This is a genomic window from Kribbella endophytica (assembly GCF_054781295.1).
This window is the reverse complement of record NZ_BAAGUR010000001.1, coordinates 1,582,029-1,603,015: the sequence shown is the minus strand read 5'-3', so window position 1 is coordinate 1,603,015 and position 20,987 is coordinate 1,582,029. Positions and strand designations below refer to the sequence as shown.

Genomic DNA, 20,987 nt, shown 5'->3' with positions numbered 1-20,987 from the left:
TAGGGATCTCTGATGAAGTACGTGCTCCTGATCCACTCCAGCCCGCAGCCGTGGGGCCACCCGACCGGCGACACGGTGCCCGAGCACCAGGCGCTCCCGAAGGCCGAGCGGGAGCGCCTGAACTCGAACTTCGAGAAGCTGCTGACCGAGCTGCAGGCCAACGGCGAGCTCCTCGGCGGCGAGGCCCTCGGCGACCCGGCCACGTCCCGCCTCTACCGCTACACCGGCCGCCCGGTCGTCACCGACGGCCCGTACTCCGAGTCGAAGGAACACCTGGCCGGGTTCTTCCTGATCGACGTCGACACCCCCGAACGCGCCGACGAGATCGCCCAGGTCTTCGCCGGCCCGGGCGAGACGATCGAGCTGCGGCCGCTGCACGTGTTCTGACAGCTCCGGGCCGGTACGTCGTACCGGCCCGGCTGTCTCACTGGTTCAGCCAGCCTTGCTGCTTCGCCCAGTTGAGGTAGGCGATCCCCAGCGCGTGCGAGCCCTGGACGGGGACGAGTTGCACGGCGTCGTACACCCGCAGGGTCTGTTCGTGGACGATCGAGTCCTGCTCGGCGTACGGCATCCAGCGGGCGCACTGCACCGCGTTGCCCGGGACGGCGTCGGCGGTGCCGTTCACGCGGTACCAGACCTCGGTGGCGGACCGGACCACGTTCTGCCGGAAGGTCGCGGCGAACCGCTCGATGTCCTGGCCCAGGGTGTCGTCGATGCCGGCCTCGAACGCGGCGTGCACGAACTCCGTGCTGATCGCCGCGTGGCTGATGTCCTCGACCTGCCGGTTCGCCGAGTAGAACGGCGTGTACTCCGAGAGGCCCTGCTCGCGCGTGTAGCCGGAGTACAGCTCGCCGTACACCGGCCAGTAAGGCCAGACGTAGGCTCCGTCGGCCTCGAGGGTGAGCCCGGCGCGGTACGACGTGAGCAGCTCGTTCACCCGCGTGCGGTAGCGCTGCTCGCCGGTCGCCCGGTACAGCTCGACCATGACCAGCCCCAGCCCCTGGCTCTGGTTGTACGGCTGGATCAGGCCGTCGAAGGGAATCGGCGCCCCCTTCGGCCACACGTAGTCGCCCGCTCCGCCCGGGCGCGTCGCGTACTCGCAGTCGTGGAAGGCGACCGCGTCCTTGGCCGCACCGAGCAGGTCGAGCGCCGTACGACGACGAGGCCCGCGGTTCAGGCCCGGCGTCTTCAGCACCATCCGTGCGTACCGGGCGAGCGGGTAGGCCACCATGCCGGTGTGCACCGCGAACACGTAGTACTGCGGGGTGAAGGCGATGGTGGCCGCGCGCGGAGCGCTTCGGCGGCGGGCTGACGTCCTGAGGTCGACGGCCGTCCAGCGGAACGCCGGTCCGTACGCCGCGTTCACCGCGGGGACGACGTACGTGGCCGCGCCGGGGTCCAGCGAGACGCCGCGCAGCGTGACGACGGTGGTCGTCGCGGGGTTGCGCAGGACCAGGTCGAAGGTGTCGCCGGAGACGTTGAGCACCTCGGCGGTCGACTCCGCGCTCCGCGTCCCGGCCCAGCGCAGCTGCACGGCGGGCTTCCCGGCGCCGTCCGGGAGAACGGCGTGGCCGGCGGTGTAGTTGAAGGCGGTCCGCCAGACCTTGCCCGAGCGGCCGCGGTAGTCCTTGACGCCGCGGGCCTGGTCCGTCGTGCCGAGGACGTGGGCCGCGCGCTCCTCGAAGGTGCGCAGGTACTGCTCGTCCTGGTAGGCCTCGTACATCCGGAGCAGTCCGAGCATGAAGTAGGACTCACCCCACGCGTACATGCCGGCCTCGTTGCTCATCGGGTTGGCGGCCAGGTACGCCGACTGCGCCGCGGCGAACGCCGCGGGCGACTCGTAGTCGAGCGCGGCCGTGAAGGGCTGCCCGGCCGCGGAGGCCGGGCCGGCCGCCGAGGCCACGCCGGGTACGCCGGTCCAAGCGACGACGCCGGCGGCGGTGGAGCCGAGAAGGAGGTTGCGCCTGCTGATCGGTGGGGTCATCTCAAGTGCGTCCCTTCGTGTCTGAAACCCGGCTTCTGGATTCCAAATTTTGACGACCGTAGCCCACAACGGCAGGACTCACCAGCGTGAACTACCCCAATCTTTTCTGAGAAGATCCCACCCACATGGTTGACGAACGATCGACCAGCCCCGAACACTATGATGTCTAGAAGTAGCGTTTAGGACATTCATTCCTCCGGGAGGACGTCATCAGCAACAGGGACCACCTCCGGATCGGCATCGTCGGCGCCGGGATCATGGGCCGGGCCAACGCGCTGTCCCTGTCGGCCGTCGCCGAGGTCGAGGTCACGGCGTGCACCAGCCGGTCGACCGAAGCCGCCGGCCGGCTCGCCGACGAGGTCCAGGAGCGGGGCGCCCCGAGGCCGGCGATCCACCCGGACCTGGACGCGCTGCTGCGCGACGACGAGGTCGACGCCGTGGTCCTCACCACGCCGGACCACCTGCACGGCGAGATGATGGTGCGAGCGGCCGACGCCGGCAAGCACATCCTCGTCGAGAAGCCGCTCACCACCTCCGTCGCGGAGGCGGACGCGGCAGTGGCCGCCGTACGGCGCAACAACGTGGTGGCGATGTGTTTGTTCAACCATCGCTGGGTTCCCGCGTACGCGCAGGCGTACGACCTGCTCGCCGATCTCGGGGAGCCCGCGGTCGCGTACGCCCGCAAGGACGACACGATCTTCGTGCCGACCGAGATGCTGTCGTGGGCCGACCGCACGACCTGTGCCTGGTTCCTGTCCAGCCACGACATCGACCTGGTCTCCTGGCTGCTGCGCGACCAGGTCACCCGCGTCTACGCCACCGCGCGCTGGGGCAAGCTGCGCTCGCTCGGGATCGACACCCCCGACGCGATCCAGATCCAGGCGGAGTACTCGCGCGGCGCCGTGGCGACGTTCGAGTCGGCCTGGATCTACCCGAACACCTTCCCGACCATGGTCGACTCCTACGTCTCGGTCGTCGCCGAGGACGGCGTGGTCCAACTGGACCGGCAGAAGGAGAGCGTCGTGGTCGCCCGCAAGGACGGCTACAGCTACCCGCGGAACATGCTGCAGCGGGTGATGCACGGCGTCCCGGCCGGCGCGTACGCCGACGCGATCGCGCACTGGATCACCTGCTGCCGTACGGGCAGGCAGCCGCTGATCACGATCGAGAGCAGCCGCAACGTCACCGCCGTACTGGAAGCCGCGCACACCTCGATCGCGACTCGGCAGCCCGTCGACGTCTCGATGCTCGCCGATCCCGGGGCGCGGTGACGGAGATCGCCACCCTGTCCGCCGGTCCCGAGAAGGCGCGGCACATCGACGGCCGGATCAACCGGATCGCCACCGACGACCTGATCAAGGCCTTCGGCTCCCCGTCCGGAGTCGACGACCTCGCCACCTTGCGCGCCTTCGTGGCAGGCCGGATGCGCAGACCCGCATGGCCGTTGCGCGAGTGGACCGAAGCGATTCGTTCCGGTCCTACGGCCGACGCGGTGCTGATCCAGGCGACCGCGCTGCTCGGTGAGGTCGACGTGACCGGCGGCGGGCACGGCCGCTCCCGGCGCTACGGCTTCCACTACCTGGACTGGCTGGTGCCGGGGGTGCACGCCTGGCTGCTGACCGGTGAGGACCGCTACCTCGAAGCCTTCGAGCGGCACCTGGAGGACTGGGTCGAGCAGCGCGATTCCGCCGTCGGCGAGTGGCCGGGGCTCGACGTGATCTGGTACTCCCTCGGCACCTGGGCCCGGTGCCGCGGCCTCCTGCCCACGCTCGAGGTTCTCACCACTTCGCCGTTGTCCGACCGGGCCTGGGGCGGACTGGTCAGCACTCTCGTCGGCGGGGCGCGCTGGGCGTACGACGAGCACGACGTCTTCCGGCACGGCAACTGGCAACTCGTCTCCGCCACGGAGCTCCTGCACCTCAGCGCCGTACTGCCCGATCTGGTCGAGTCCGCGAGCTGGGCCGAACGTGCGCGCCTGCGGATCGACGAGCACCTGCTGCTGGACGTCTATCCCGACGGCGGACACTACGAGCGCTCTCCGGGCTATCACACGATGTGCCTGACCTCGCTCCAGCTGGCCGCTGTCGTCGACTCCCGGTACGGGTCCGGTCAACTGGCCCGGCACCCGAAGCTGACCGCGATGTACGACTGGCTGTGCGAGCTCGTCTCGCCCGGCGGCTGGATCCCCCACCTGCAGGACAGCCACGTCGTGTGGCCGGCTCGGAGCCTGCTGCGCGGAAGCTATGTCCTCGACAATCCGGTGCTGGCGAGCGTCGCCGCGCAGTGGCTGACGCCGGAGGAGTTCGCCGAAGAGGCCGCCATGCTTCCGGCCTGGACGGACTCCGCCAGGCAGGCTCGGTGGATGAACACGCTCGGTTCGGCCCTTGGCGACCCGGCTCCTGCGCAGCAGCGCACCGGCGTACTGGCTGATTCCGGGTACGTCGTACTGCGCGCGGACGCCCTCCGCGCCGTGATCAACTGCGGGCCGCACATCGAGCACGAGCTGGAGTCGCACTCGCACCGCGCCGTCCTCGACTTCGTGCTCGAGGGGTGGGGCCGGCCGCTGCTCTGGGAGGCCGGTGGTCCGCCCAGCTACGACGACCCGGAGTACCTGTCCTGGTACCGCTCCGGCCAGGGGCACAACACTGTGCTGGTGGACGGACAGGAGCTGAGCACCGATCGCGCGGTGAGCACCGATCCGCTGGTCGACACCGACCTCCTGGCCGTCTTCACCGGACGCCACCAGGGCAACGGCGTACCGCAGGCCCGCACGATCGCGATGGTCCGGGAAGAGCCCGCATTCGTGGTCGTCACCGACAGCACACCAGGACTTGCCGAACAGCACGCCTTCCGCGCGTGCTGGCAGGCGCTCGACCCCTGGCGCCAAGTCGGCCCGCTCGCCTTCGACACAACGGCTTCCGACGGTTCGGGGCTCCTCTTGCTCGAGGCCGGCGAGCCGGAGACCACAGCGGTCGAAACGCTCGAAGGGACGGCTCGTCGGCCGGATCCGGTCCGCCCTGAGGCGCCGTACGGGCCGCTGCACACGTTGGCGCTCGACCGCGCTCACGGCGCCTTCACCACGGTGCTCGTCCCGCACGCGGGAGCCGAGCCGCCCAGCGTGACCGTCGTACGGAGTTGGGCGAAGCTGACCGTCGACCACGGCCACACGGTCGATCGGGTCGGCGCCAACCACTGGGTGCGCACCCGGCGGGACGCGGGCGAACAGTTGTCCTGGGCAACGGGTTGGCAGGTGTGCGAGCTGTCCGACCGCGGCCGGCCGCTGTTCCGGAGCGCCGCGCCCGTCGATGTCGAGGCGACGCTGCGGGACGGCCGGCTGCACCTGGCGGTGACCGCGTCCGGCCGTTGCCGGATCTGGATCCGCGTGGGCCAGGACGGCGAGGTCCGGCTGAACGCCGTACCGGTCACGACCGTCAGCGACGAGGCGGGCTGGGCGGATCTCACTCTTCCGTACGCCGGGCGCTGGACCATCGAGGGAGCGACTCATGCCTGACGACGTCACCAGCGGCTGGTTCGACGCGCACATCGTGACCGGCGCGCACCCGGCGGCGCTGCTGCAGCCGACCGACCGGGACGCGATCGCGGCCCACCTCGACACGTACGCGCTGTCCGGAGCTCTGGTCGGCGCGATGGCCTCGTGGCTGCACGATCCCCTGACCGGCAACGCCGAGGCGAGCGCCGTCGCGACCGACCTGGCCGACCAGGGCGTCCTGGCCTGCTGGACAGCGGTGCCACCGGTCCACGGCGAGTCGCACACCCTCGGCGGGTTGGTCAGCCGGGCCGCGGACGAGGGCGTCGGAGCGTTCCGCCTCTATCCCCGATCGCACGGGTACGCGCCGGTGTCCGCCGCGATGGACGAGTTCTACTCCGCCCTCGCGGCCGTCGGGCTGCCGCTTTGCGCGGACGCCGCTGAGCTCGACTGGTCCCAGCTCGCGGTGATCGCCGCCCGCTTCCCCACCCTGCGGATCGTCGTCTCCCAGGTCGGGTACCGGGAGCTGCGCAACCTCTCGGCGGCGCTGCGCGACCACGACAACCTGTCCGTCGACCTGGTCAACTTCGCGGCCCACCAGGCCGTGGAGTGGCTGGCCGCCAACGGCCTGGCCGACCGGTTGCTGTTCGCCACCGGGCTCGGCCTGCGCGATCCTGCCGAGAGCGTCGTCCGGCTCGCCTGGTCGGGCGTGGACGACGCCACGGTCCGCCAGATCGGCTCCGGCAACGCGGGCAGACTGTTCGCGCTGCCTGTCGGGGGGCTCGCATGATCGGCCGCCGACCGCCGGCCGAGCGGCTGGTGATCGACGTACACGCGCACCTCGGCCCGTACTCGCTGTTCCACATTCCGGAACCCGGCGCCCAGCAGATGGTCGACGTGATGGACCGGACCGGGACCCAGGTCGCCGTGGTCGCGGCGAACCGCGCCATCCAGCAGGACGCCCACCTCGGCAACTCGGAGACACTGGCCGCGGTGGACGCCCACCCGGGCCGGATCGCGGCGTACGCGGTGATCAATCCGTGGCAGGACCCGGAGCGCGAGCTCGAACGGCTCGCGGCCGACGACCGCTTCGTCGGGATCAAGGTGCATCCGACGCTGCACCAGTACCCCGTGACCGGCGCGCGGTACGCCGCCGTGTGGGCGTTCGCCGCGGAGACCGGCTGCCCGGTGCTCAGCCACTCCCAGCACGGCTCCGCCTACGACGCGCCGGCGCTGTTCGAGACGGTCGCCACCAAGTACCCCGACGCTCCGGTGATCCTCGGCCACGCGGGCATCAGTCCGGCCGGCGTCGACGAGGCAGTCGCCGCCGCCACCCACCATCCCTCGCTTTGGCTTGAGGTGTGCGGATCGCAGATGACCGGCCAACTGATCACGGGCATGGTCGAGCAGGTCGGGAGCCGGCGCGTGCTGTTCGGCTCCGATTTCCCCTTCATCGACCAGCGGATGTCGCTCGGTCGCGTGGTCTACGCATCGATGACCGAGGACGAGCGCGAAGATGTCCTCGGTGGGAACGCCCGCCGTCTGTTCCGGTGGCGCCCGCTGCCGGGTGATCCGGGGGAGCCTCGATGAACGACGACACCGACAGTTCCTCGGCCGGCGAACGCCTGCCGCCGGTGGTGGTCGGGCTGTTCGGCCCGCGCCGGCTGGTCAAGACGATGGCCGAGGCCGGCCAGCAGATCGCCGAGCGGCACGCCCCGAACCGCGTCAAGTTCGTCACCGGCGGGTACGACGACCAGGCCGAGGCCGAGGACCGGTACCGGCGGCTGCGCGACCGCATCGACTCCGCCGTGTTCCCCGGCCCCTGGCAGTTCGACCTGGCCGCGGACGGGCACTGGCTGTCGGTCCCGTCCACACACCTCCCGCTGACCGGCGCGGCCCTGTACGCCGCGCTGCTGCGCGCCTCGCTGACCATCGACGACGTCGACCTGAGCCGGGTGAGCATCGACTCCCTGGCCGCGGCCGACGTCGAGGAGGCGTACGCCGAGATCGGGCTCGCCACCACGAACGTGCACGACATCCCGTACGACGGCCCGGAGTCCGTGGCGGGCTTCGCGGCCTTCCACCGGGCCAAGCGGGAGCAGGGCGCGACCCTCGCCCTGACCACGATCCTCGCGGTCGAGCGCGAACTGCGGTCCCACGGCGTACCGGTGCTCCGGATCGCCCCGACCCGGTCGAGCGTGCGCGACGCCCTGGAGACGGCGGTGCTGCTCGGCCAGGGCACCCGGATGGGCGCGCACCAGATCGCGATGATCGCCGTACAGCTGATCCCGACCGGTACCTCCCGCACCGAGTCCGGGGACTACTGGCAGCAGGAGCTCGCCCTGTCGACCCACCAGCGGCTGCTGTCGGAGGCGCGTCAGGTCGGGGCCACCGTGACGCGGCGTTCGGACACGCTCTTCCTGGTCACCACCACCCACGGCGCCCTGGTCCAGCTGACCGAACAGTTCACGACCGCACCCTTCCTGGGCGTGCTGACGGCCCAGCTCGGCGTACCGGTGGCTGTCGGAGCCGGCACCGGCCAGACCGCACGGGCGGCCGAGGCCAACGCGCTGATCGCGGTCGAGGACTCGGTCGGCCGCGCGGGCCGGGTCGCGGTCTACCTCGACGACGCGAACGCGCGGACCGACCTCCCGCCCGGCACCGGCCGCGCGATCACCGAGTCCGCGCCGCAGGACGGTGCCCCGCCGATCGACCCGCGGGCGATCGAGATCGTCACCTCGATCGCCGCCGCGACCGGCACCGGTCCCCAGGTGATCGCCGACGTGGAAACCGTCGCCGAGGTCATGCGCGTCACCCAGCGGACCGGGCGCCGGATGCTCAAGGAACTGGTCGACGCCGGGCTCGCCTGGCCGCTGCCGCCCGCCCGGTCGAGCGGTGGCGGGCGACCGCGTCAGCAGTTCCGGCTGCTCACCGAGAAGCTCGAGTAGTCCGAGCTCCGTTGCCGATTGCGGACGCCGTACTGGCCTCGCGCTGACTACGGCATCAGTTGGCCGCCGTTGACCTCGACGATCTGGCCGGTGACGTAGGAGGCCATCGGGTCGGAGGCGAGGTACAGGATCGTGCCGACGCACTCGTGCGGGGTGCCGGTGCGGCCCATCGGGATCGTGGTGAGCATGGCCTTCATCTGCTCCTCGCCGGTGTGCCGGTCGTGGAACGGGGTGCTGATGACGCCGGGCGAGATCGCGTTGACGCGGATGCCGTCGGGGGCGAGCTCCTTGGCCAGCCCGCGGGTGAACGTGCTGACCGCGCCCTTGCTGGTCGCGTAGACGACCGAGCCGCCGCCACCGCCGTGCCGGCCGGCGATCGACGTGACGTTGACGATCGCGCCGCCGCCCTGGCCGCGGAACACCGGGACGATCTGGCGGCTCATCGCGAACACCGAGGTCAGGTTGACGTCGAGGATCCGGTGGAACTCCTCGTCCGGTACGTCGGTGACCGGCGAGCGCTTCACCAGGTCGCCGGCGTTGTTCACCAGGACGTCGATGCGGCCGTGCTTGGCCAGTACGGCGTCGATCAGGGCGGCGGCCTGGGCCGAGTCGGCGAGGTCGGCCTGGTGGATCGATCCGCTGCCGCCGGCGGTGTTCACGGCGTTCAGCGTGTGCTGCGCGCCGGACTCGTTGGCGTGGAAGTGCAGCGCGACCGTCGCGCCGGCCTCCGCGAACCCGACGGCCGCAGCCGCCCCAATCCCACTGCTGGCGCCGGTGACAAGCACAACCTGATCCGAGAAGTCGAGAAATCGCATGGTGCCTATCCTGCACGGCTCCCCGGCCCGCTGCCGCCCGACCGCCTGTCGGTCGAGGGGCCCCCGAAGGTTTTGGGGCCTCCCGCTCTGGACTGAGGAGGGAGGGAGCGCAGCGACCGACCGACGAGGGAAGAGCGGGAGACCCAGCCCCAAAACCCGCGGCGACGAAGTCGACGCCAAAAGCACAGTGACAGGCCGATGACGCGGTTGAGGTGACGACGCCGGAGGTAGCCTCAACGAATGGGTTACGACCTGGCGACGCTCGAGCTCCGGCGGTGGCGAGTGGCTGACGCGTTGCGCCTGACGGCCGCGCACGCGGACCCGGACATGGCCAACCAGGGCGGTATCCGCGACACCGCGAGTGCGGTCGACTGGATCGGCCGGGTCGCCGACCTCGACAACGGGCACGTGTACGCCGTCGCGGACGGTGAGGACCACCCGGTCGGCTGCGTCGCGGTCACCAACATCGACCGCCACCAGGTCGGCTGGACCTGGTACTGGACCATCGCCGAGGTCCGCGGCCAGGGCATCGCGCGCGACGCCCTGCGCGCACTCGCCGACTGGGCCCACCACGACGCCGGTCTCTACCGGCTCGAGCTCGGCCACCGCACCAACAACCCGGCGTCCTGCGGAGTCGCCGCCGGTGCCGGGTTCCTGTACGAGGGCCTGGAACGCGAACGCCTCGCCTACGACGGCGCCCGGTACGACGTCGAGCGCCACGCCCGCCTGGTCTCGGACCCACTGACGACACCGGAACGCCCGGTCACCATCAGCACCTGACAGCGGCCGGGTACGCCGTACGAGCTAGGCCTCGGCTGCCGCGAGCGCCTGCAGGTGGTCCTTGTAGAGGATCCAGCTCCCCGCGGCCACCAGCCCCACGAACAGCAGGATCCCGCCGGCACAGGCGATCCGGATCGCGGTGTCGTCGGTGACCACCGCCAGCCACCCGAACATCCCGAAGATCAGCAGCATCCCCGGCACGAGGATCGCCAGCGTCATCACGAGCTGCCGCTTCGTCATCGCCTTCGGCGGCTGCGGCGACCGCAGCTGCTTGACCACCAGCACGACAACCATCGCCGGCAGCAACGCCCGGACGGCCACCGAGGTCCACTCCCGCTCGACCACCGCCGCCACCATCGGAGCCAGCCCGAGCAGACCGAGCACTCCGAAGAAGTACACCTTGGGCGTCATCCCCGGATGCTAGGTCCTCGAGGGGCTAGCGGGTAGTGACAGGCGTTGCGAGAGGCGGCGTGGGGCGGGAGCCCATACGGTTGGGGGTATGGGTAAAGGCAACCGGTTGTCGTTCTTCTCGTTGGTGATCGGTGGGGCGGCGGGGTTCGGGTTGCTGTGGATCACGCGCCGCGCCTGGGACGACTGCGGCGTGAAGGTCAACGGCGTCGGCAACGGGCCGACCCTGCTGTTCGTCGGGCTGCCGGTGGCGATGGTCGTCAACATCGTGCTGTTCAGCGTGGTCTGGCGGGTGATGAAGAAGGGCGGCGGCGGCAAGTTCCTGATGCCACTGATCGGCGCCCTCGTCGCGATCGCCATCGCCGACCTGGCCCTCTTCTCCTGGGCCGGCACACCGGCCGGCATGGCCGCCCCCATCTGCCCCGGCAACGTCCCCGCCTGGTGGCCGGAGTGGATTCCGACCTGACACCGGCTGGGCTTACCTTGAGCGCGTGGGGTTGAAGCAGCGGATCGCTGCGCTGGGGACAAAACGGATCGTCATCACGTGCGTGGTCGGTGGCGTGCTCTGCCTGCCGGTCACGTTCGCGCTGCTGATGCTGCTGTCGGTGGCCTGGAACGAGTGCGACATCGGCGGCGATCCCGCGGCCCGCTTCAGCCTGGTCGTCGTCAGCTGGCCGTTGTTCCTCATCCACACGGCGGTCTTCGCGACCGTCTTCACGCTCCTCGCGGGAAGCAGCCGCTCGACGTTCCGCATCGTCGGAGCGGGCCTGGCCGGTCTGCTCACCGCGATCCTCCTCGCCGCGATCCTCTACGCCTGGATGGGCGTATCGACGGGCCCCTCCATCCCGGACTGCCCCTCCAACGCCCCGACCTGGTGGCCGGAGTGGATTCCGACCTGAGTCAGGGCTTGGGTGGGGCGTAGGAGCGCCAGCGTTCGGTGACGACGTATCCCAGGGCGAGGTTGGCGCCCAGGCTGGCGTCGTTGAGTGCGGCGCCGCCGGTGCCGAAGGCGGTGATGCCTTCGGCGAGCAGTGCGAGGATCGAGGCTGCCTTGACTGCTTGCCCCAGGCCACGGCCGCGGTAGCCGGCGAGCACCGAGGTGAAGCCGGTCTCCGCGAGCTGCTGCTCTCCCGCGCCGGTCAGGCTGATGGTGGTCGCCGCGACCAGCCGGTCGCCGTCTAGGGCGCCGAAGACCCGGCCCTTCGTCCACAGTTCGCGGACGTCGTCCAGCGTGCCGACCACTCGCTCCGTCGCCGGGGTGTACGGGTAGTCGGCCTGGTTCGCCGTTTCCAGTTCGTGCAGAGCCGTCGCGTACGACGCATCCAACTCCCGTACGACGACCGCGGCCGCCCGGCGTACGGCCTGCTCCAGCTTCGCCGGATCCGGGACGCGCAGCCGCGCGCCCCAGGACTCGCCGACGACGGTGTACCCGGCGGCCTCCAGTACGGCGCAGCGCGGGTCGTCAGCGCGGACCACCTCGAATGTCATCCCGGTGATTGTCCGCGCAGTGGGCTCGGCGTCTCAACCGGATATCCCCGGACGCGCAACCGCCGTCGACTCAACCCGAGATTCCCAGCCGCGCTGCCAGCGCTTGCGCGTCGTACGGCGCGCGGACCTTCACGTCGTTGTCGAAGTACACGAACACCTCGCGCTGCCGTCGCGGCGCGGGCGTTCCGACCCGCTGCCCGTTGGTCGGCGTCCGCCCGCCGTGCCAGGTCTTGATCCGCCCGGCCCACCGATCCAGCGCCGCGTCGTCGTACCCGCTCACGTACAACTCGTCAGCCCCGTGCAACCGCACATAAACGAAGTCCGACGCCGTCACGTCGTCGAGCATCGGCCACTTCCCCGCCGTGTCCGCACACACCAGCCCGATGTCGTGCTCCCGGAGCAACTCGACGAACCGACCGTGCTCGTACGACGGATGCCGCACCTCCAGCGCATGCCGCACCGGCTGATCAACCGATGCCTCCAGCAACGACCGGTCCTTCATCCGCTCGTCATGCTTGCGCGCCAGCACCGCCGCCTCAGCAGTTGTCCGAGGCAACAACTCGAAGAACCGCGCCAGCCGCTCCTCGTCGTACCCCAGAGTCCCCGGCAACTGCCACAGCACCGGGCCGAACTTCTCCCCGAGCGCGAGCACCCCGGAGGCGAAGAAGTTCGCCAGCGGCGTCTCGACGTCCTCGAGCTTCTTCATCTGCGTGATGAACCGCGGCCCCTTGACCGAGAACACGAACCCCGGCGGCGTCTCGTCGTACCAGCGCCGGTACGACGAGACCTGCTGCAGCGAGTAGAACGACCCGTTCAGCTCGATCGAGTTCAGCCGCCGCGACGCGTACTCCAGCTCCGCCCGCTGCGGCAGCCCGTCCGGGTAGAACACCTTCCGCCAGGGCGCGTACCGCCACCCCGAGATGCCTACCCGATAGGGACTGTCCTCCCAGCGTTCCATCTCCGCGAGTGGATCAGCCGAGCTTGCGCAGCAGCGGTACGACGTCCTCGGTGAACTGGGTCAGGAAGCGTTCCTGGTCGTGACCGGGGCCGTGGACAACGAAGTGGTTGAACCCGGCATCCAAGTAGGGCTGGAACTGCTTGACGGCCTCTTCGGGGTCGGAGGCAACGATCCAGCGCTTGGCGACCTGCTCGATCGGCAGTTCGTCGGCCAGCCGCTCCATCTCGGTCGCGCTGTCGACGCTGTGTTTCTGCTCAGGCGTCAGCGACAGCGGTGCCCAGAAGCGGGTGTTCTCCAGCGCGTGCTCCGGGTCGCGGTCGTAGGACAGCTTGACCTCGAGCATCCGGTCGACGTCCTCGAACTTCTTGCCGGCCTTCTCGGCGCCCTCACGAACGGCGGGCATCAGCTTGTCGTTGTACAGCTCCATGCCCTTGCCGCTGGTCGCGATGAACCCGTCCCCCGCGCGGCCGGCGTACTTCGCGACCAGCGGTCCGCCCGCGGCCACGTAGATCTTCAGCGGCGTCTCCGGGCGGTCGTAGATCGACGCCTCGACGGTCTTGTAGAACGGCCCGTCGGAGCTGACCGTCTCCTGCGTCCACAGCGCGCGGATCAGGTCGACCGACTCACGCAGCCGCGCGAACCGCTCCTTGAACTCGGGCCACTCGCGCCCCGACACGGCGATCTCGTTCAGCGCCTCGCCGCTGCCGACGCCGAGCATGATGCGGCCCGGGTACAGCACGCCGAGCGTCGCGAACGCCTGCGCGATCACGGCCGGGTTGTAGCGGAACGTCGGGGTGAGCACCGACGTACCGATCAGCACCCGGTTCGTCCGCTCGCCGACGGCGGCCATCCAGGCCAGCGCGAACGGCGCGTGCCCACCCTCGTGCCGCCAGGGCAGGAAGTGGTCGGAGACCGTGACGCTGTCCAGCCCGAGCTCCTCCGCGCGTACCGCGTACTCGACCAGGTCCCGCGGTCCGAACTGCTCCGCCGACGCCTTGTAACCGATCCGAATGCCCACCGTCTCGCTCCTCCGTCGTAGTCCGTCCACCGGGTGACAACCCGCGCACCGCGCGATCTATGCCGCCGCCGGTGCCACCGTACTGCGCCGAGCGTCCGCGAGGCGGAGGGACTGCGGTCAGCTGGTCTGGCGCCAGATGTCGTTGACGACCTTCTGGGCGGCCGGCTCCTCGCCCGGTGCGGCGACGGCGGCCACACCGACCAGCCACCAGCGGCCCTGGGAGCTGAAGGCGTGGCTCATCACCAGCGTGTACGGCTTGCTGCTGACCGCGTACCAGGTGGTGCTGTCCCGCGGAGTGGTCGGCGCGGAGGTCTTGTACGTCGTGCTCCACTCCTTGTCGAAGGCCGCGCGACCGGCCAGGCACGCCGCCTGACTGGCGCACGGCCGCAGTGCGATCCGTACGTCGAGGCCGCTCTTCGCCGGGTTCGTCCCGGTGAGCACCCGGCGGTAGATCATCGTCGACGACTCCGCGGCGAGCTTCTCGTCGAGCGCGGGCGGCTCCGGGAAGCCGAACTCGAACGGCAGGCCGAGCTCCCGCGCGACCTGGAGGTCCGCGCCCAGCGGGTAGATCGCGCCGACCACCGGCGCGAACGGCCCGGACCGGGACCACGGCACGGAGGTCACCTTGTCGATTCCCGGGCTGAGCACGCCGGTCGGCATCGCCGCAGGACTGACCGCGGCCGGCGGCGGGACGACCGGGTCGACGTCGGAGGTCGCACTCCTGATCGCAGCGCCGACGGAGTAGGTGACGCTGAAGACGGCGAGTACGGCGACCACTGCCACGACGTACGGCCACTTCTTCTTGGGGGCCGCGTCCGCGGGCTCGCCGGCGCCGGTCGTCCCGGCAGGCGAGGCGGGTGCGACAGCACCAGCTCGGCCAGCACCACCGGGGATCGGCGCAGCGCCGTACGGCGCGAGTTGCTGGCGGACTGCAGCCAGGGATTCCTCGTCGTTGCCGAGCAGGCCGTCGAGCGGGTCGAGCAGGCGCTCGGCGCCGGACTGGCCGGGGACGAGCTGCGTGACGGCGTACGGCCTGGTGGCTGTCAGGTTGGCTGCCCACAGCGGCAGTTCCTCGCGCTGCGGGTCGAGCGCGGCACTGCGGCTCGCCTGGCTGAGGCGGTCGCGGACTGTGGGGTCGTCGGCGCCGGCCTGGCTCAGGACCAGGACGACGACCTCCATCCCGGTGAACGACCGCCCGCGCCAGATCTCGGCGAGCGGGTGGTCCAGCAGCCGCTGGTCGAGCTCGTACCCGGAGATCTCCGGTGCGCTGTTCACTTCGCCTCCCAGATCGCCCGGTCGGCCAGGACGAGCGCGGCCTGCTCGGCCTTGTCGGGCGCGACCGGGTGCGCCTCGTAGTCCACCTGGACGACCAGGTCGTCGCGCAGCACGACCACCGACACCTTCCAGTCCTCACCACCGGTCCGCCCGGACCGGTCGATCCTCGTCGGGTAAGCCCGTCCGGGCGTGAGCACGCCCTTCTCGCGGTCGAACGCCTTGCGCGCGATCTGGTCCGGCCGGAACGGCGGCTCGCCCTCGCCGCCGAGCTTTCCGGCGTACGGCGTGATCCGGACGTTGACCGTCGCGGCGGTGAAGCTCTGCTGGCTCGACTCCTCGGCGACCGCGCGGCAGCGCACCTCACCGGTGCCGGTCTGCGCGAACACCGGAGAAGATGCCTTGGGCAACAATCCGGAGATGTCACCGAGCCGCTCGCACAGGTCGGCCGGCAGCTTGCGCGCGGCGGCCACGTCGTCCTCGCGCACCGGCTCACCGGCCGCGAACCCGATCCCCAGCCCCGCGATCAGCGCGACCCCGGAGGCGACCAGCGTGCCCCGCACCACTCCACCAGCCATGCCCCAGACCCTAGCCACGCGGAAGTTCTCCCTTACCGATCACGTTTCCCGTCGCCCGACAACGCGTCTTAGACGACAAGCGTGACGATCCGGTTCCGCCGAGTTTCAGAAGCCTGTACGACGTACTGAAAGGCTCACCCCAGCAGGGTCTTGACCTGTCCGCCGGACTCACTCAGCTTGCTGCCCAGCCCGGACAGCGCCTCGCCGACCGACGCGAGGATGCCGGACAGGTCCTGCAGGTTGCCGGCCAGGGTCTCGATCTCGGTCGCGACGCCGCTGACCTGCCCGCTGCCGTCGTTCAGCCGCTCGGCCGCCGCGTCGCCGATGCCGGGAATCTTGTCCAGCTCGCCGGCCAGCCCGGCCAGCATCCCGGCGGCGTCCTTCAGCCGGTCGCGGGCCGCGTTCATCGTGGTCGCGCTGCCGCTGAGCGCCTTCCGCGCGCCGCCCTCACCGTCGTCCCCGACCAGCGCACCGGCCGCCTTCGCCGCCTGCTCGCCGGCCTCGGCCAACCCGCCGCCGATCGTCTTCAGCAGCTCCGGCAGCTTGCCGATGAACCCGAGCGCGCCGTCCGGCAGGTCCTTGACCAGCTTGAGGACCTTCTCGAAGTCGTCGGAGTTCTCGAGCACGAACCCGACGGCTTTCTTCACGTCGTTGAGATCCCGCCCACCGAGCAGATCACCGATGTCCATGCCCGGAATGTAGCCCCCGCGCGCCCGCCGCGCCCCCGTCCCGCGCCCGCTCACCCCCGATTACCACCCAGAGCCGGTCTCGTTGTATCGTTTTCGTCGTTGCCTGCGCTCGTAGCTCAACGGATAGAGCATCTGACTACGGATCAGAAGGTTGGGGGTTCGAATCCCTCCGAGCGCGCCAGCAAAGCCCCAAGTCATCAGGTGGACGACTTGGGGCTTTGTCGTTCCCGGACGATCGGTTCGTCGTGGGCCTGCGGCAACTGATCGCGACGAGAGGGTGAGATGGAGTACTTCGTGTACGGGCGCGATCGCGCAGGCGCCTTCCCGCTGAAGGTCGAGCTCAGCGAGCAGCACTGGTCCTTCATGGACCGGTACGCCGAGGAGCTGATCGCGCGCGGGCCGACGCTGACCCATGACGACGAGGACGCCGAGACCACCGGCAGCCTGCACATCCTCGACGTACCGGATGACGAAGCCGCCGAGAGGTTCGCGTACGACGAGCCGTACTTCCTCGCCGGTGTCTTCGCCGACGTCCTGGTCCGCGGCTTCCGCAAACGCGTTGGCACGACGATGTGGGACTTCGCCAACGCCGTCCCCGGCTACGGCCGCTACCTGCTACTCGCCACGGACGGCGTCGACCACGATCCGCCGGACTCGCCGCACGTGATCCTGTACGGCGACCTGCTCGACGGCCCGACCCTCGTCGGCCAGGCCGCGTTGGTCGAAGCCCCGACCCCGGAAGCAGCGGCCGAGCTCCGACCCGGAGCCGCCGTGCACGTCTGGCGCTTCGGCGGCCGGCCCACCGAGGACCAGCCCGCCGAACCTCAGACCCCGCGCAGATAAGACCACTCGACCCCCGAAGCCCCGCGCCAAAACCACCCGGCGCGGGGCTTCAGCACGTTCCGGACCGGTCCGTCCCACGAAACGTCCGGCGGAAAGCGGTTGTCGGCAAAAGTTTGTGATCGGGCTCACGTACTGGCGGTTCTCAACACCCCACCCGGTCGCGTACCGTTAGTACCACTTGCACACTGGTATACGCCCACTGCGTTGACTGGTATGCGACAGATCACACCGCCGAACAGGGGAATGAGCCGCCGATGACGACCACCGCCAGCCCTGCCCAGACCGAGGAAGCGCTCAGTGTCGAGAGCTCCGTTGCACCGCACACCATCGACCTGACCGACGCCCCGACTGCGCACGAGGGCTTGCGGGCCTGGGTCGCCGAGGTCGCCGCACTCACCCAGCCGGACCGGATCCACTGGGTCGACGGCAGCGACGCGGAGTACAACCAGCTCACCGACGAGCTGATCGCGGCCGGCACGCTGGTCCGCCTGAACGACGAGAAGAAGCCGAACTCCTTCTGGGCCCGCACCGACCCGTCGGACGTCGCCCGCGTCGAGCAGCGCACGTTCATCTGCTCGGTCGACGAGGCCGACGCCGGTCCGACCAACAACTGGATGGACCCGGCCGAGATGAAGGCCCTGATGACGGGCCTGTACCGCGGCAGCATGAAGGGCCGGACGATGTACGTCGTCCCGTTCTGCATGGGTCCGCTGAGCGCCGAGAAGCCGATGTTCGGCGTCGAGATCACCGACTCGGCGTACGTCGTCGCCTCGATGCGGATCATGGCCCGCACCGGCGCCGAGGTGCTCGCGAAGATGGGTACGGACGCGCCGTACGTCCCCTGCCTGCACTCGGTCGGTGCGCCGCTCGCGCCGGGTCAGAAGGACGTCACCTGGCCGTGCAACGACGAGAAGTACATCGTCCAGTTCCCCGAGGAGCGGACGATCTGGTCCTACGGCTCCGGGTACGGCGGCAACTCGCTGCTCGGCAAGAAGTGCTACTCGCTGCGGATCGCGAGCGCGATGGCCCGCGACGAGGGCTGGCTGGCCGAGCACATGCTGATCCTGAAGCTGATCTCGCCGGAGAAGAAGGTGCACTACGTCGCGGCCGCGTTCCCGAGCGCCTGCGGCAAGACCAACCTGGCGATGCTCGACCCGACGCTGGACGGCTGGGAGGTCGAGACGCTCGGCGACGACATCGCCTGGATGCGGTTCGGCGAGGACGGTCGCCTGTACGCGGTGAACCCGGAGTTCGGCCTGTTCGGCGTCGCGCCGGGCACCGGCTGGAAGACCAACCCGAACGCGATGCGCACGATCGAGAAGGGCAACTCGGTCTTCACCAACGTCGCGCTGACCGACGACGGCGACGTCTGGTGGGAGGGCTACTCCGAGACCCCGCCGAACCACCTGACCGACTGGAAGGGCCGCGACTGGACGCCGGGCAACGGCGAACTGTCGAGCCACCCGAACAGCCGCTTCTGCACGCCGATCCTGCAGTGCCCGATCATCGCCGACGAGTACGACGACCCGAACGGCGTCCCGATCTCGGCGATCATCTTCGGCGGCCGCCGCGCGACCACGGTCCCGCTGGTGACCGAGGCGCGGAACTGGCAGCACGGCGTGTTCATGGGCGCGACGCTGTCGTCGGAGACCACCGCGGCCGCGGTCGGTGAGGTCGGCGTGGTCCGGCGCGACCCGATGGCGATGCTGCCGTTCCTCGGCTACAACGCGGGCGACTACCTGAACCACTGGCTGACCGTCGGCAAGGAGCACGACGCCGAGAAGCTGCCGAAGGTCTTCTACGTGAACTGGTTCCGCAAGGACGAGGCGGGCAAGTTCGTCTGGCCGGGCTTCTCGGAGAACAGCCGGGTGCTCAAGTGGATGATCGACCGGATCGAGGGCCAGGCCGCCGCGGTCGAGACCCCGATCGGTGCGGTGCCGGCGGCCGACGCGCTCGACGTGAGCGGGCTGGAGCTGACCCCGGAGGCGCTGCAGGTCGCGCTGAACGTCGACGCCGACGAGTGGAAGGCCGAGCTGCCGCTGATCGAGGAGTGGTTCGCCAAGCTCGGTGACACCGTCCCGGCCGAGCTGCGGCTCGAGCTGGACACGCTGCGCACCCGCCTGGGCGCCTGATCCACCAGTACGCCGGCGGCTGACCGGAAGCCAGTACGCCGGAACGAGCGAAGCGCCTCGTCCCTCACCAGGGGCGAGGCGCTTCGCCGTACCCGGAGCTGTTCGGCCGGCGGGTGCATCGCCGGCCACGCAGCCCGGGGGTCAGACGCGGGGTGGTGGAGCGATGCGGTCGAGCGGAACCCGTGCGGTGAGCTCCTGCCCGTTCGGGCCGTCGTACTGGACCAGGCCGACCCAGCCGTCTCCGCAGTGCAGCCGGCTGATCAGCCAGGCCGGCCGCCAGGCTCTGTCCACCCAGCAGGCGACGTGCGCCGGGAGGGACAGCTGGAGGAACAAACGGAGGTCGTACACCTGCGGTCTGACGGCTGAATCCGTCACCGCCACCACACCCTTTCGTGAGGTCAAAAGGCTTCGCCGAACGCCCGCTCCTCACCGCGGCCTCACCCGCCGGGCACCTCCCCAGTTACCCACCCCGAAACCCGATCACACCTGCGGGCACGCGGTCGCCGCACATATGTTGGCCAGATGAAACTTGGTGTGATGTTGCCCGTGGGCGGGGACGACGGGCCGGACGGACAGATGCCGCGGTGGGCCGACACGCGCCGGATGGCGCTCGCGACCGAGGAGGCCGGGCTGGACTCGGTCTGGCTGGCGGACCACTTCTTCTACCGCGACCCGAGCGGTACGACGTACGGGATCCACGAGGCGTGGACGCTGCTGAGCGCGGTGGCGGCGGTGACCGAGCGGGTCGAGCTCGGGACGATGGTGCTGTGCTCGTCGTTCCGCGACCCGGGGCTGGTCGCGCAGATGGCGACGACGCTCGACGAGGTCTCCGGCGGACGAGTGATCCTCGGCGTCGGCGCGGGCTGGCACGACCCGGAGTACGAGGCGTTCGGGCTGCCGACCGACCACCGGGCCTCGCGGTTCGCGGAGTGGGTCGAGATCGTCGCGCGGCTGATCCGGGGCGAGACGGTCACGCGGAAGGGCACGTACTACGAGGTCAACGAGGCCACCCTCGTCCCGCAGCCGGACCGGCGGATCCCGATCCTGATCGCGTCCCGGCAACCGCGGATGCTCGACCTGACCGCGCAGTGGGCCGACCAGTGGAACACGGCCTGGTTCGGTGCGGTCGACGACAAGGTCCGCGGGCGGCTGGCGGACTTCGACGAGGCCCTGACCAGGAACAACCGGCCGGCCGGCGAGGTGAGCAAGACGGTCGGCCTGACCGTCCGGGACCTCGAGCAGAAGCCGTCCGACGACCCGGGTGGTTTCACCGGCAGCGTCGAGGAGCTGGCCGCGGTCTTCACGGCGTACGCCGAACTGGGCGTCGAGCACCTGATCGTCGGGCTCGAGCCGATGACGCCGCGCTCGGTGGAGCGGCTGGCGGAGGCGAAGGCGCTGGCCTTCGGCTGAGCGGCAGGAACTGGCCGGCAACTAGCCGGGAACGACAAGAGCCGCCAGCTTGTGCTGGCGGCTCTCGCGTACTGCGGAGGCGGCGAGATTTGAACTCGCGAGAGGGGATTACCCTCAACCCGCTTAGCAGGCGGGCGCCATCGACCGGACTAGGCGACGCCTCCTCCGACGGCCCCG

The 20,987-nt window shown here is 70.3% G+C and carries 22 protein-coding genes and 2 tRNA genes; 13 read left to right on the top strand and 11 right to left on the bottom strand.

Going from position 1 to position 20,987, the window contains the following annotated elements:
• Positions 1-12 precede the first annotated feature (12 nt).
• On the top strand, positions 13-387 hold the full coding sequence (locus ACYVIO_RS07765; protein ID WP_460649966.1) for a YciI family protein: 375 nt from the start codon (positions 13-15) through the stop codon (positions 385-387).
• 37 nt (positions 388-424) lie between these two features.
• Here ACYVIO_RS07765 and ACYVIO_RS07760 read toward each other — a convergent pair whose 3' ends face one another.
• The gene (locus ACYVIO_RS07760) at positions 425-1,984 is read right to left on the bottom strand and encodes a hypothetical protein (RefSeq protein WP_460649965.1); all 1,560 of its coding nucleotides are present in this window, start codon (positions 1,982-1,984) and stop codon (positions 425-427) included.
• A 209-nt stretch (positions 1,985-2,193) separates the two neighbouring features.
• Between ACYVIO_RS07760 and ACYVIO_RS07755 the strand changes: the two genes are divergently transcribed.
• Genes ACYVIO_RS07755 through ACYVIO_RS07735 form a run of 5 tightly spaced genes read left to right on the top strand, consistent with a single transcriptional unit; the run spans position 2,194 to position 8,419 of the window.
• Complete coding sequence (locus tag ACYVIO_RS07755) at positions 2,194-3,255, top strand: Gfo/Idh/MocA family protein (protein ID WP_460652070.1); 1,062 nt, start codon at positions 2,194-2,196, stop codon at positions 3,253-3,255.
• The gene (locus ACYVIO_RS07750) at positions 3,252-5,495 is read left to right on the top strand and encodes a heparinase II/III family protein (RefSeq protein ID WP_460649964.1); all 2,244 of its coding nucleotides are present in this window, start codon (positions 3,252-3,254) and stop codon (positions 5,493-5,495) included. Before ACYVIO_RS07755 ends, ACYVIO_RS07750 begins: the two co-directional genes overlap by 4 nt.
• Entirely contained in the window at positions 5,488-6,261 is a 774-nt protein-coding gene (locus ACYVIO_RS07745) for an amidohydrolase family protein (protein WP_460649963.1), read from the top strand. Before ACYVIO_RS07750 ends, ACYVIO_RS07745 begins: the two co-directional genes overlap by 8 nt.
• Positions 6,258-7,061, top strand: coding sequence for an amidohydrolase family protein (locus tag ACYVIO_RS07740; RefSeq protein ID WP_460649962.1), 804 nt, complete (start codon positions 6,258-6,260; stop codon positions 7,059-7,061). The genes ACYVIO_RS07745 and ACYVIO_RS07740 overlap by 4 nt, the downstream gene beginning before the upstream one ends.
• Positions 7,058-8,419 (top strand): hypothetical protein, encoded by a 1,362-nt coding sequence (locus ACYVIO_RS07735; protein WP_460649961.1) that lies wholly within the window; start codon positions 7,058-7,060, stop codon positions 8,417-8,419. Before ACYVIO_RS07740 ends, ACYVIO_RS07735 begins: the two co-directional genes overlap by 4 nt.
• A gap of 47 nt (positions 8,420-8,466) precedes the next feature.
• Here the strand turns inward: ACYVIO_RS07735 and ACYVIO_RS07730 are convergent, their stop codons facing one another.
• On the bottom strand, positions 8,467-9,234 hold the full coding sequence (locus tag ACYVIO_RS07730; RefSeq protein WP_460649960.1) for an SDR family NAD(P)-dependent oxidoreductase: 768 nt from the start codon (positions 9,232-9,234) through the stop codon (positions 8,467-8,469).
• Positions 9,235-9,474: 240 nt separating this feature from the next.
• On the opposite strand from ACYVIO_RS07730, the gene ACYVIO_RS07725 reads away from it, so the two are divergent.
• Complete coding sequence (locus ACYVIO_RS07725; protein ID WP_460649959.1) at positions 9,475-10,014, top strand: GNAT family N-acetyltransferase; 540 nt, start codon at positions 9,475-9,477, stop codon at positions 10,012-10,014.
• 24 nt (positions 10,015-10,038) lie between these two features.
• Here ACYVIO_RS07725 and ACYVIO_RS07720 read toward each other — a convergent pair whose 3' ends face one another.
• A complete protein-coding gene (locus tag ACYVIO_RS07720) occupies positions 10,039-10,425 on the bottom strand; it encodes a hypothetical protein (RefSeq protein ID WP_460649958.1) in 387 nt (128 codons plus the stop codon).
• 88 nt (positions 10,426-10,513) lie between these two features.
• Here ACYVIO_RS07720 and ACYVIO_RS07715 point away from each other — a divergent pair, with 88 nt between their 5' ends.
• Complete coding sequence (locus tag ACYVIO_RS07715; RefSeq protein ID WP_184801330.1) at positions 10,514-10,888, top strand: hypothetical protein; 375 nt, start codon at positions 10,514-10,516, stop codon at positions 10,886-10,888.
• A gap of 25 nt (positions 10,889-10,913) precedes the next feature.
• Entirely contained in the window at positions 10,914-11,321 is a 408-nt protein-coding gene (locus tag ACYVIO_RS07710) for a hypothetical protein (protein ID WP_460649957.1), read from the top strand.
• Between the two features lies 1 nt (position 11,322).
• Here ACYVIO_RS07710 and ACYVIO_RS07705 read toward each other — a convergent pair whose 3' ends face one another.
• From ACYVIO_RS07705 to ACYVIO_RS07680, 6 genes are all read right to left on the bottom strand, one after another.
• The gene (locus ACYVIO_RS07705; protein WP_460649956.1) at positions 11,323-11,910 is read right to left on the bottom strand and encodes a GNAT family protein; all 588 of its coding nucleotides are present in this window, start codon (positions 11,908-11,910) and stop codon (positions 11,323-11,325) included.
• Positions 11,911-11,980: 70 nt separating this feature from the next.
• Positions 11,981-12,868 (bottom strand): DUF72 domain-containing protein, encoded by an 888-nt coding sequence (locus ACYVIO_RS07700; RefSeq protein ID WP_460649955.1) that lies wholly within the window; start codon positions 12,866-12,868, stop codon positions 11,981-11,983.
• A gap of 13 nt (positions 12,869-12,881) precedes the next feature.
• Positions 12,882-13,886: a glucose-6-phosphate dehydrogenase (coenzyme-F420) gene (fgd, locus tag ACYVIO_RS07695; RefSeq protein ID WP_460649954.1), complete on the bottom strand. Its 1,005-nt coding sequence runs from the start codon at positions 13,884-13,886 to the stop codon at positions 12,882-12,884.
• A 117-nt stretch (positions 13,887-14,003) separates the two neighbouring features.
• On the bottom strand, positions 14,004-15,161 hold the full coding sequence (locus ACYVIO_RS07690; RefSeq protein ID WP_460649953.1) for a hypothetical protein: 1,158 nt from the start codon (positions 15,159-15,161) through the stop codon (positions 14,004-14,006).
• The gene (locus ACYVIO_RS07685) at positions 15,158-15,736 is read right to left on the bottom strand and encodes a hypothetical protein (protein WP_460649952.1); all 579 of its coding nucleotides are present in this window, start codon (positions 15,734-15,736) and stop codon (positions 15,158-15,160) included. Before ACYVIO_RS07685 ends, ACYVIO_RS07690 begins: the two co-directional genes overlap by 4 nt.
• Positions 15,737-15,870: 134 nt before the next feature.
• The gene (locus ACYVIO_RS07680) at positions 15,871-16,425 is read right to left on the bottom strand and encodes a hypothetical protein (RefSeq protein WP_460649951.1); all 555 of its coding nucleotides are present in this window, start codon (positions 16,423-16,425) and stop codon (positions 15,871-15,873) included.
• A gap of 105 nt (positions 16,426-16,530) precedes the next feature.
• Between ACYVIO_RS07680 and ACYVIO_RS07675 the strand changes: the two genes are divergently transcribed.
• From ACYVIO_RS07675 to ACYVIO_RS07665, 3 genes are all read left to right on the top strand, one after another.
• A tRNA-Arg gene (locus ACYVIO_RS07675) sits at positions 16,531-16,606 on the top strand.
• A 101-nt stretch (positions 16,607-16,707) separates the two neighbouring features.
• Entirely contained in the window at positions 16,708-17,268 is a 561-nt protein-coding gene (locus tag ACYVIO_RS07670) for a YciI family protein (protein WP_460649950.1), read from the top strand.
• A gap of 254 nt (positions 17,269-17,522) precedes the next feature.
• Positions 17,523-19,400, top strand: a complete 1,878-nt coding sequence (locus ACYVIO_RS07665) for a phosphoenolpyruvate carboxykinase (GTP) (RefSeq protein WP_460649949.1) — start codon at positions 17,523-17,525, stop codon at positions 19,398-19,400.
• A gap of 141 nt (positions 19,401-19,541) precedes the next feature.
• Here the strand turns inward: ACYVIO_RS07665 and ACYVIO_RS07660 are convergent, their stop codons facing one another.
• Positions 19,542-19,775 carry a hypothetical protein gene (locus ACYVIO_RS07660; RefSeq protein WP_460649948.1) on the bottom strand — a complete coding sequence of 78 codons (234 nt, stop codon included), beginning with the start codon at positions 19,773-19,775 and terminating at the stop codon, positions 19,542-19,544.
• Positions 19,776-19,922: 147 nt separating this feature from the next.
• On the opposite strand from ACYVIO_RS07660, the gene ACYVIO_RS07655 reads away from it, so the two are divergent.
• Positions 19,923-20,810 carry an LLM class flavin-dependent oxidoreductase gene (locus tag ACYVIO_RS07655; RefSeq protein WP_460649947.1) on the top strand — a complete coding sequence of 296 codons (888 nt, stop codon included), beginning with the start codon at positions 19,923-19,925 and terminating at the stop codon, positions 20,808-20,810.
• Between the two features lie 74 nt (positions 20,811-20,884).
• On the opposite strand, the gene ACYVIO_RS07650 is transcribed toward ACYVIO_RS07655, so the two are convergent.
• A tRNA-Ser gene (locus tag ACYVIO_RS07650) sits at positions 20,885-20,974 on the bottom strand.
• Between the last annotated feature and the right edge of the window lie 13 nt (positions 20,975-20,987).

Coding starts and splice junctions, on each gene's coding strand:
- ACYVIO_RS07655 (WP_460649947.1), top strand. CDS start 19,923: ATGAAACTTGGTGTGATGTTGCCCGTGGGCGGGGACGACGGGCCGGAC.
- ACYVIO_RS07685 (WP_460649952.1), bottom strand. CDS start 15,736: ATGGCTGGTGGAGTGGTGCGGGGCACGCTGGTCGCCTCCGGGGTCGCG.
- ACYVIO_RS07735 (WP_460649961.1), top strand. CDS start 7,058: ATGAACGACGACACCGACAGTTCCTCGGCCGGCGAACGCCTGCCGCCG.
- ACYVIO_RS07745 (WP_460649963.1), top strand. CDS start 5,488: ATGCCTGACGACGTCACCAGCGGCTGGTTCGACGCGCACATCGTGACC.
- ACYVIO_RS07765 (WP_460649966.1), top strand. CDS start 13: ATGAAGTACGTGCTCCTGATCCACTCCAGCCCGCAGCCGTGGGGCCAC.
- ACYVIO_RS07725 (WP_460649959.1), top strand. CDS start 9,475: ATGGGTTACGACCTGGCGACGCTCGAGCTCCGGCGGTGGCGAGTGGCT.
- ACYVIO_RS07715 (WP_184801330.1), top strand. CDS start 10,514: ATGGGTAAAGGCAACCGGTTGTCGTTCTTCTCGTTGGTGATCGGTGGG.
- ACYVIO_RS07680 (WP_460649951.1), bottom strand. CDS start 16,425: ATGGACATCGGTGATCTGCTCGGTGGGCGGGATCTCAACGACGTGAAG.
- ACYVIO_RS07760 (WP_460649965.1), bottom strand. CDS start 1,984: ATGACCCCACCGATCAGCAGGCGCAACCTCCTTCTCGGCTCCACCGCC.
- ACYVIO_RS07740 (WP_460649962.1), top strand. CDS start 6,258: ATGATCGGCCGCCGACCGCCGGCCGAGCGGCTGGTGATCGACGTACAC.
- ACYVIO_RS07665 (WP_460649949.1), top strand. CDS start 17,523: ATGACGACCACCGCCAGCCCTGCCCAGACCGAGGAAGCGCTCAGTGTC.
- ACYVIO_RS07700 (WP_460649955.1), bottom strand. CDS start 12,868: ATGGAACGCTGGGAGGACAGTCCCTATCGGGTAGGCATCTCGGGGTGG.
- ACYVIO_RS07705 (WP_460649956.1), bottom strand. CDS start 11,910: ATGACATTCGAGGTGGTCCGCGCTGACGACCCGCGCTGCGCCGTACTG.
- ACYVIO_RS07720 (WP_460649958.1), bottom strand. CDS start 10,425: ATGACGCCCAAGGTGTACTTCTTCGGAGTGCTCGGTCTGCTCGGGCTG.
- ACYVIO_RS07730 (WP_460649960.1), bottom strand. CDS start 9,234: ATGCGATTTCTCGACTTCTCGGATCAGGTTGTGCTTGTCACCGGCGCC.
- ACYVIO_RS07670 (WP_460649950.1), top strand. CDS start 16,708: ATGGAGTACTTCGTGTACGGGCGCGATCGCGCAGGCGCCTTCCCGCTG.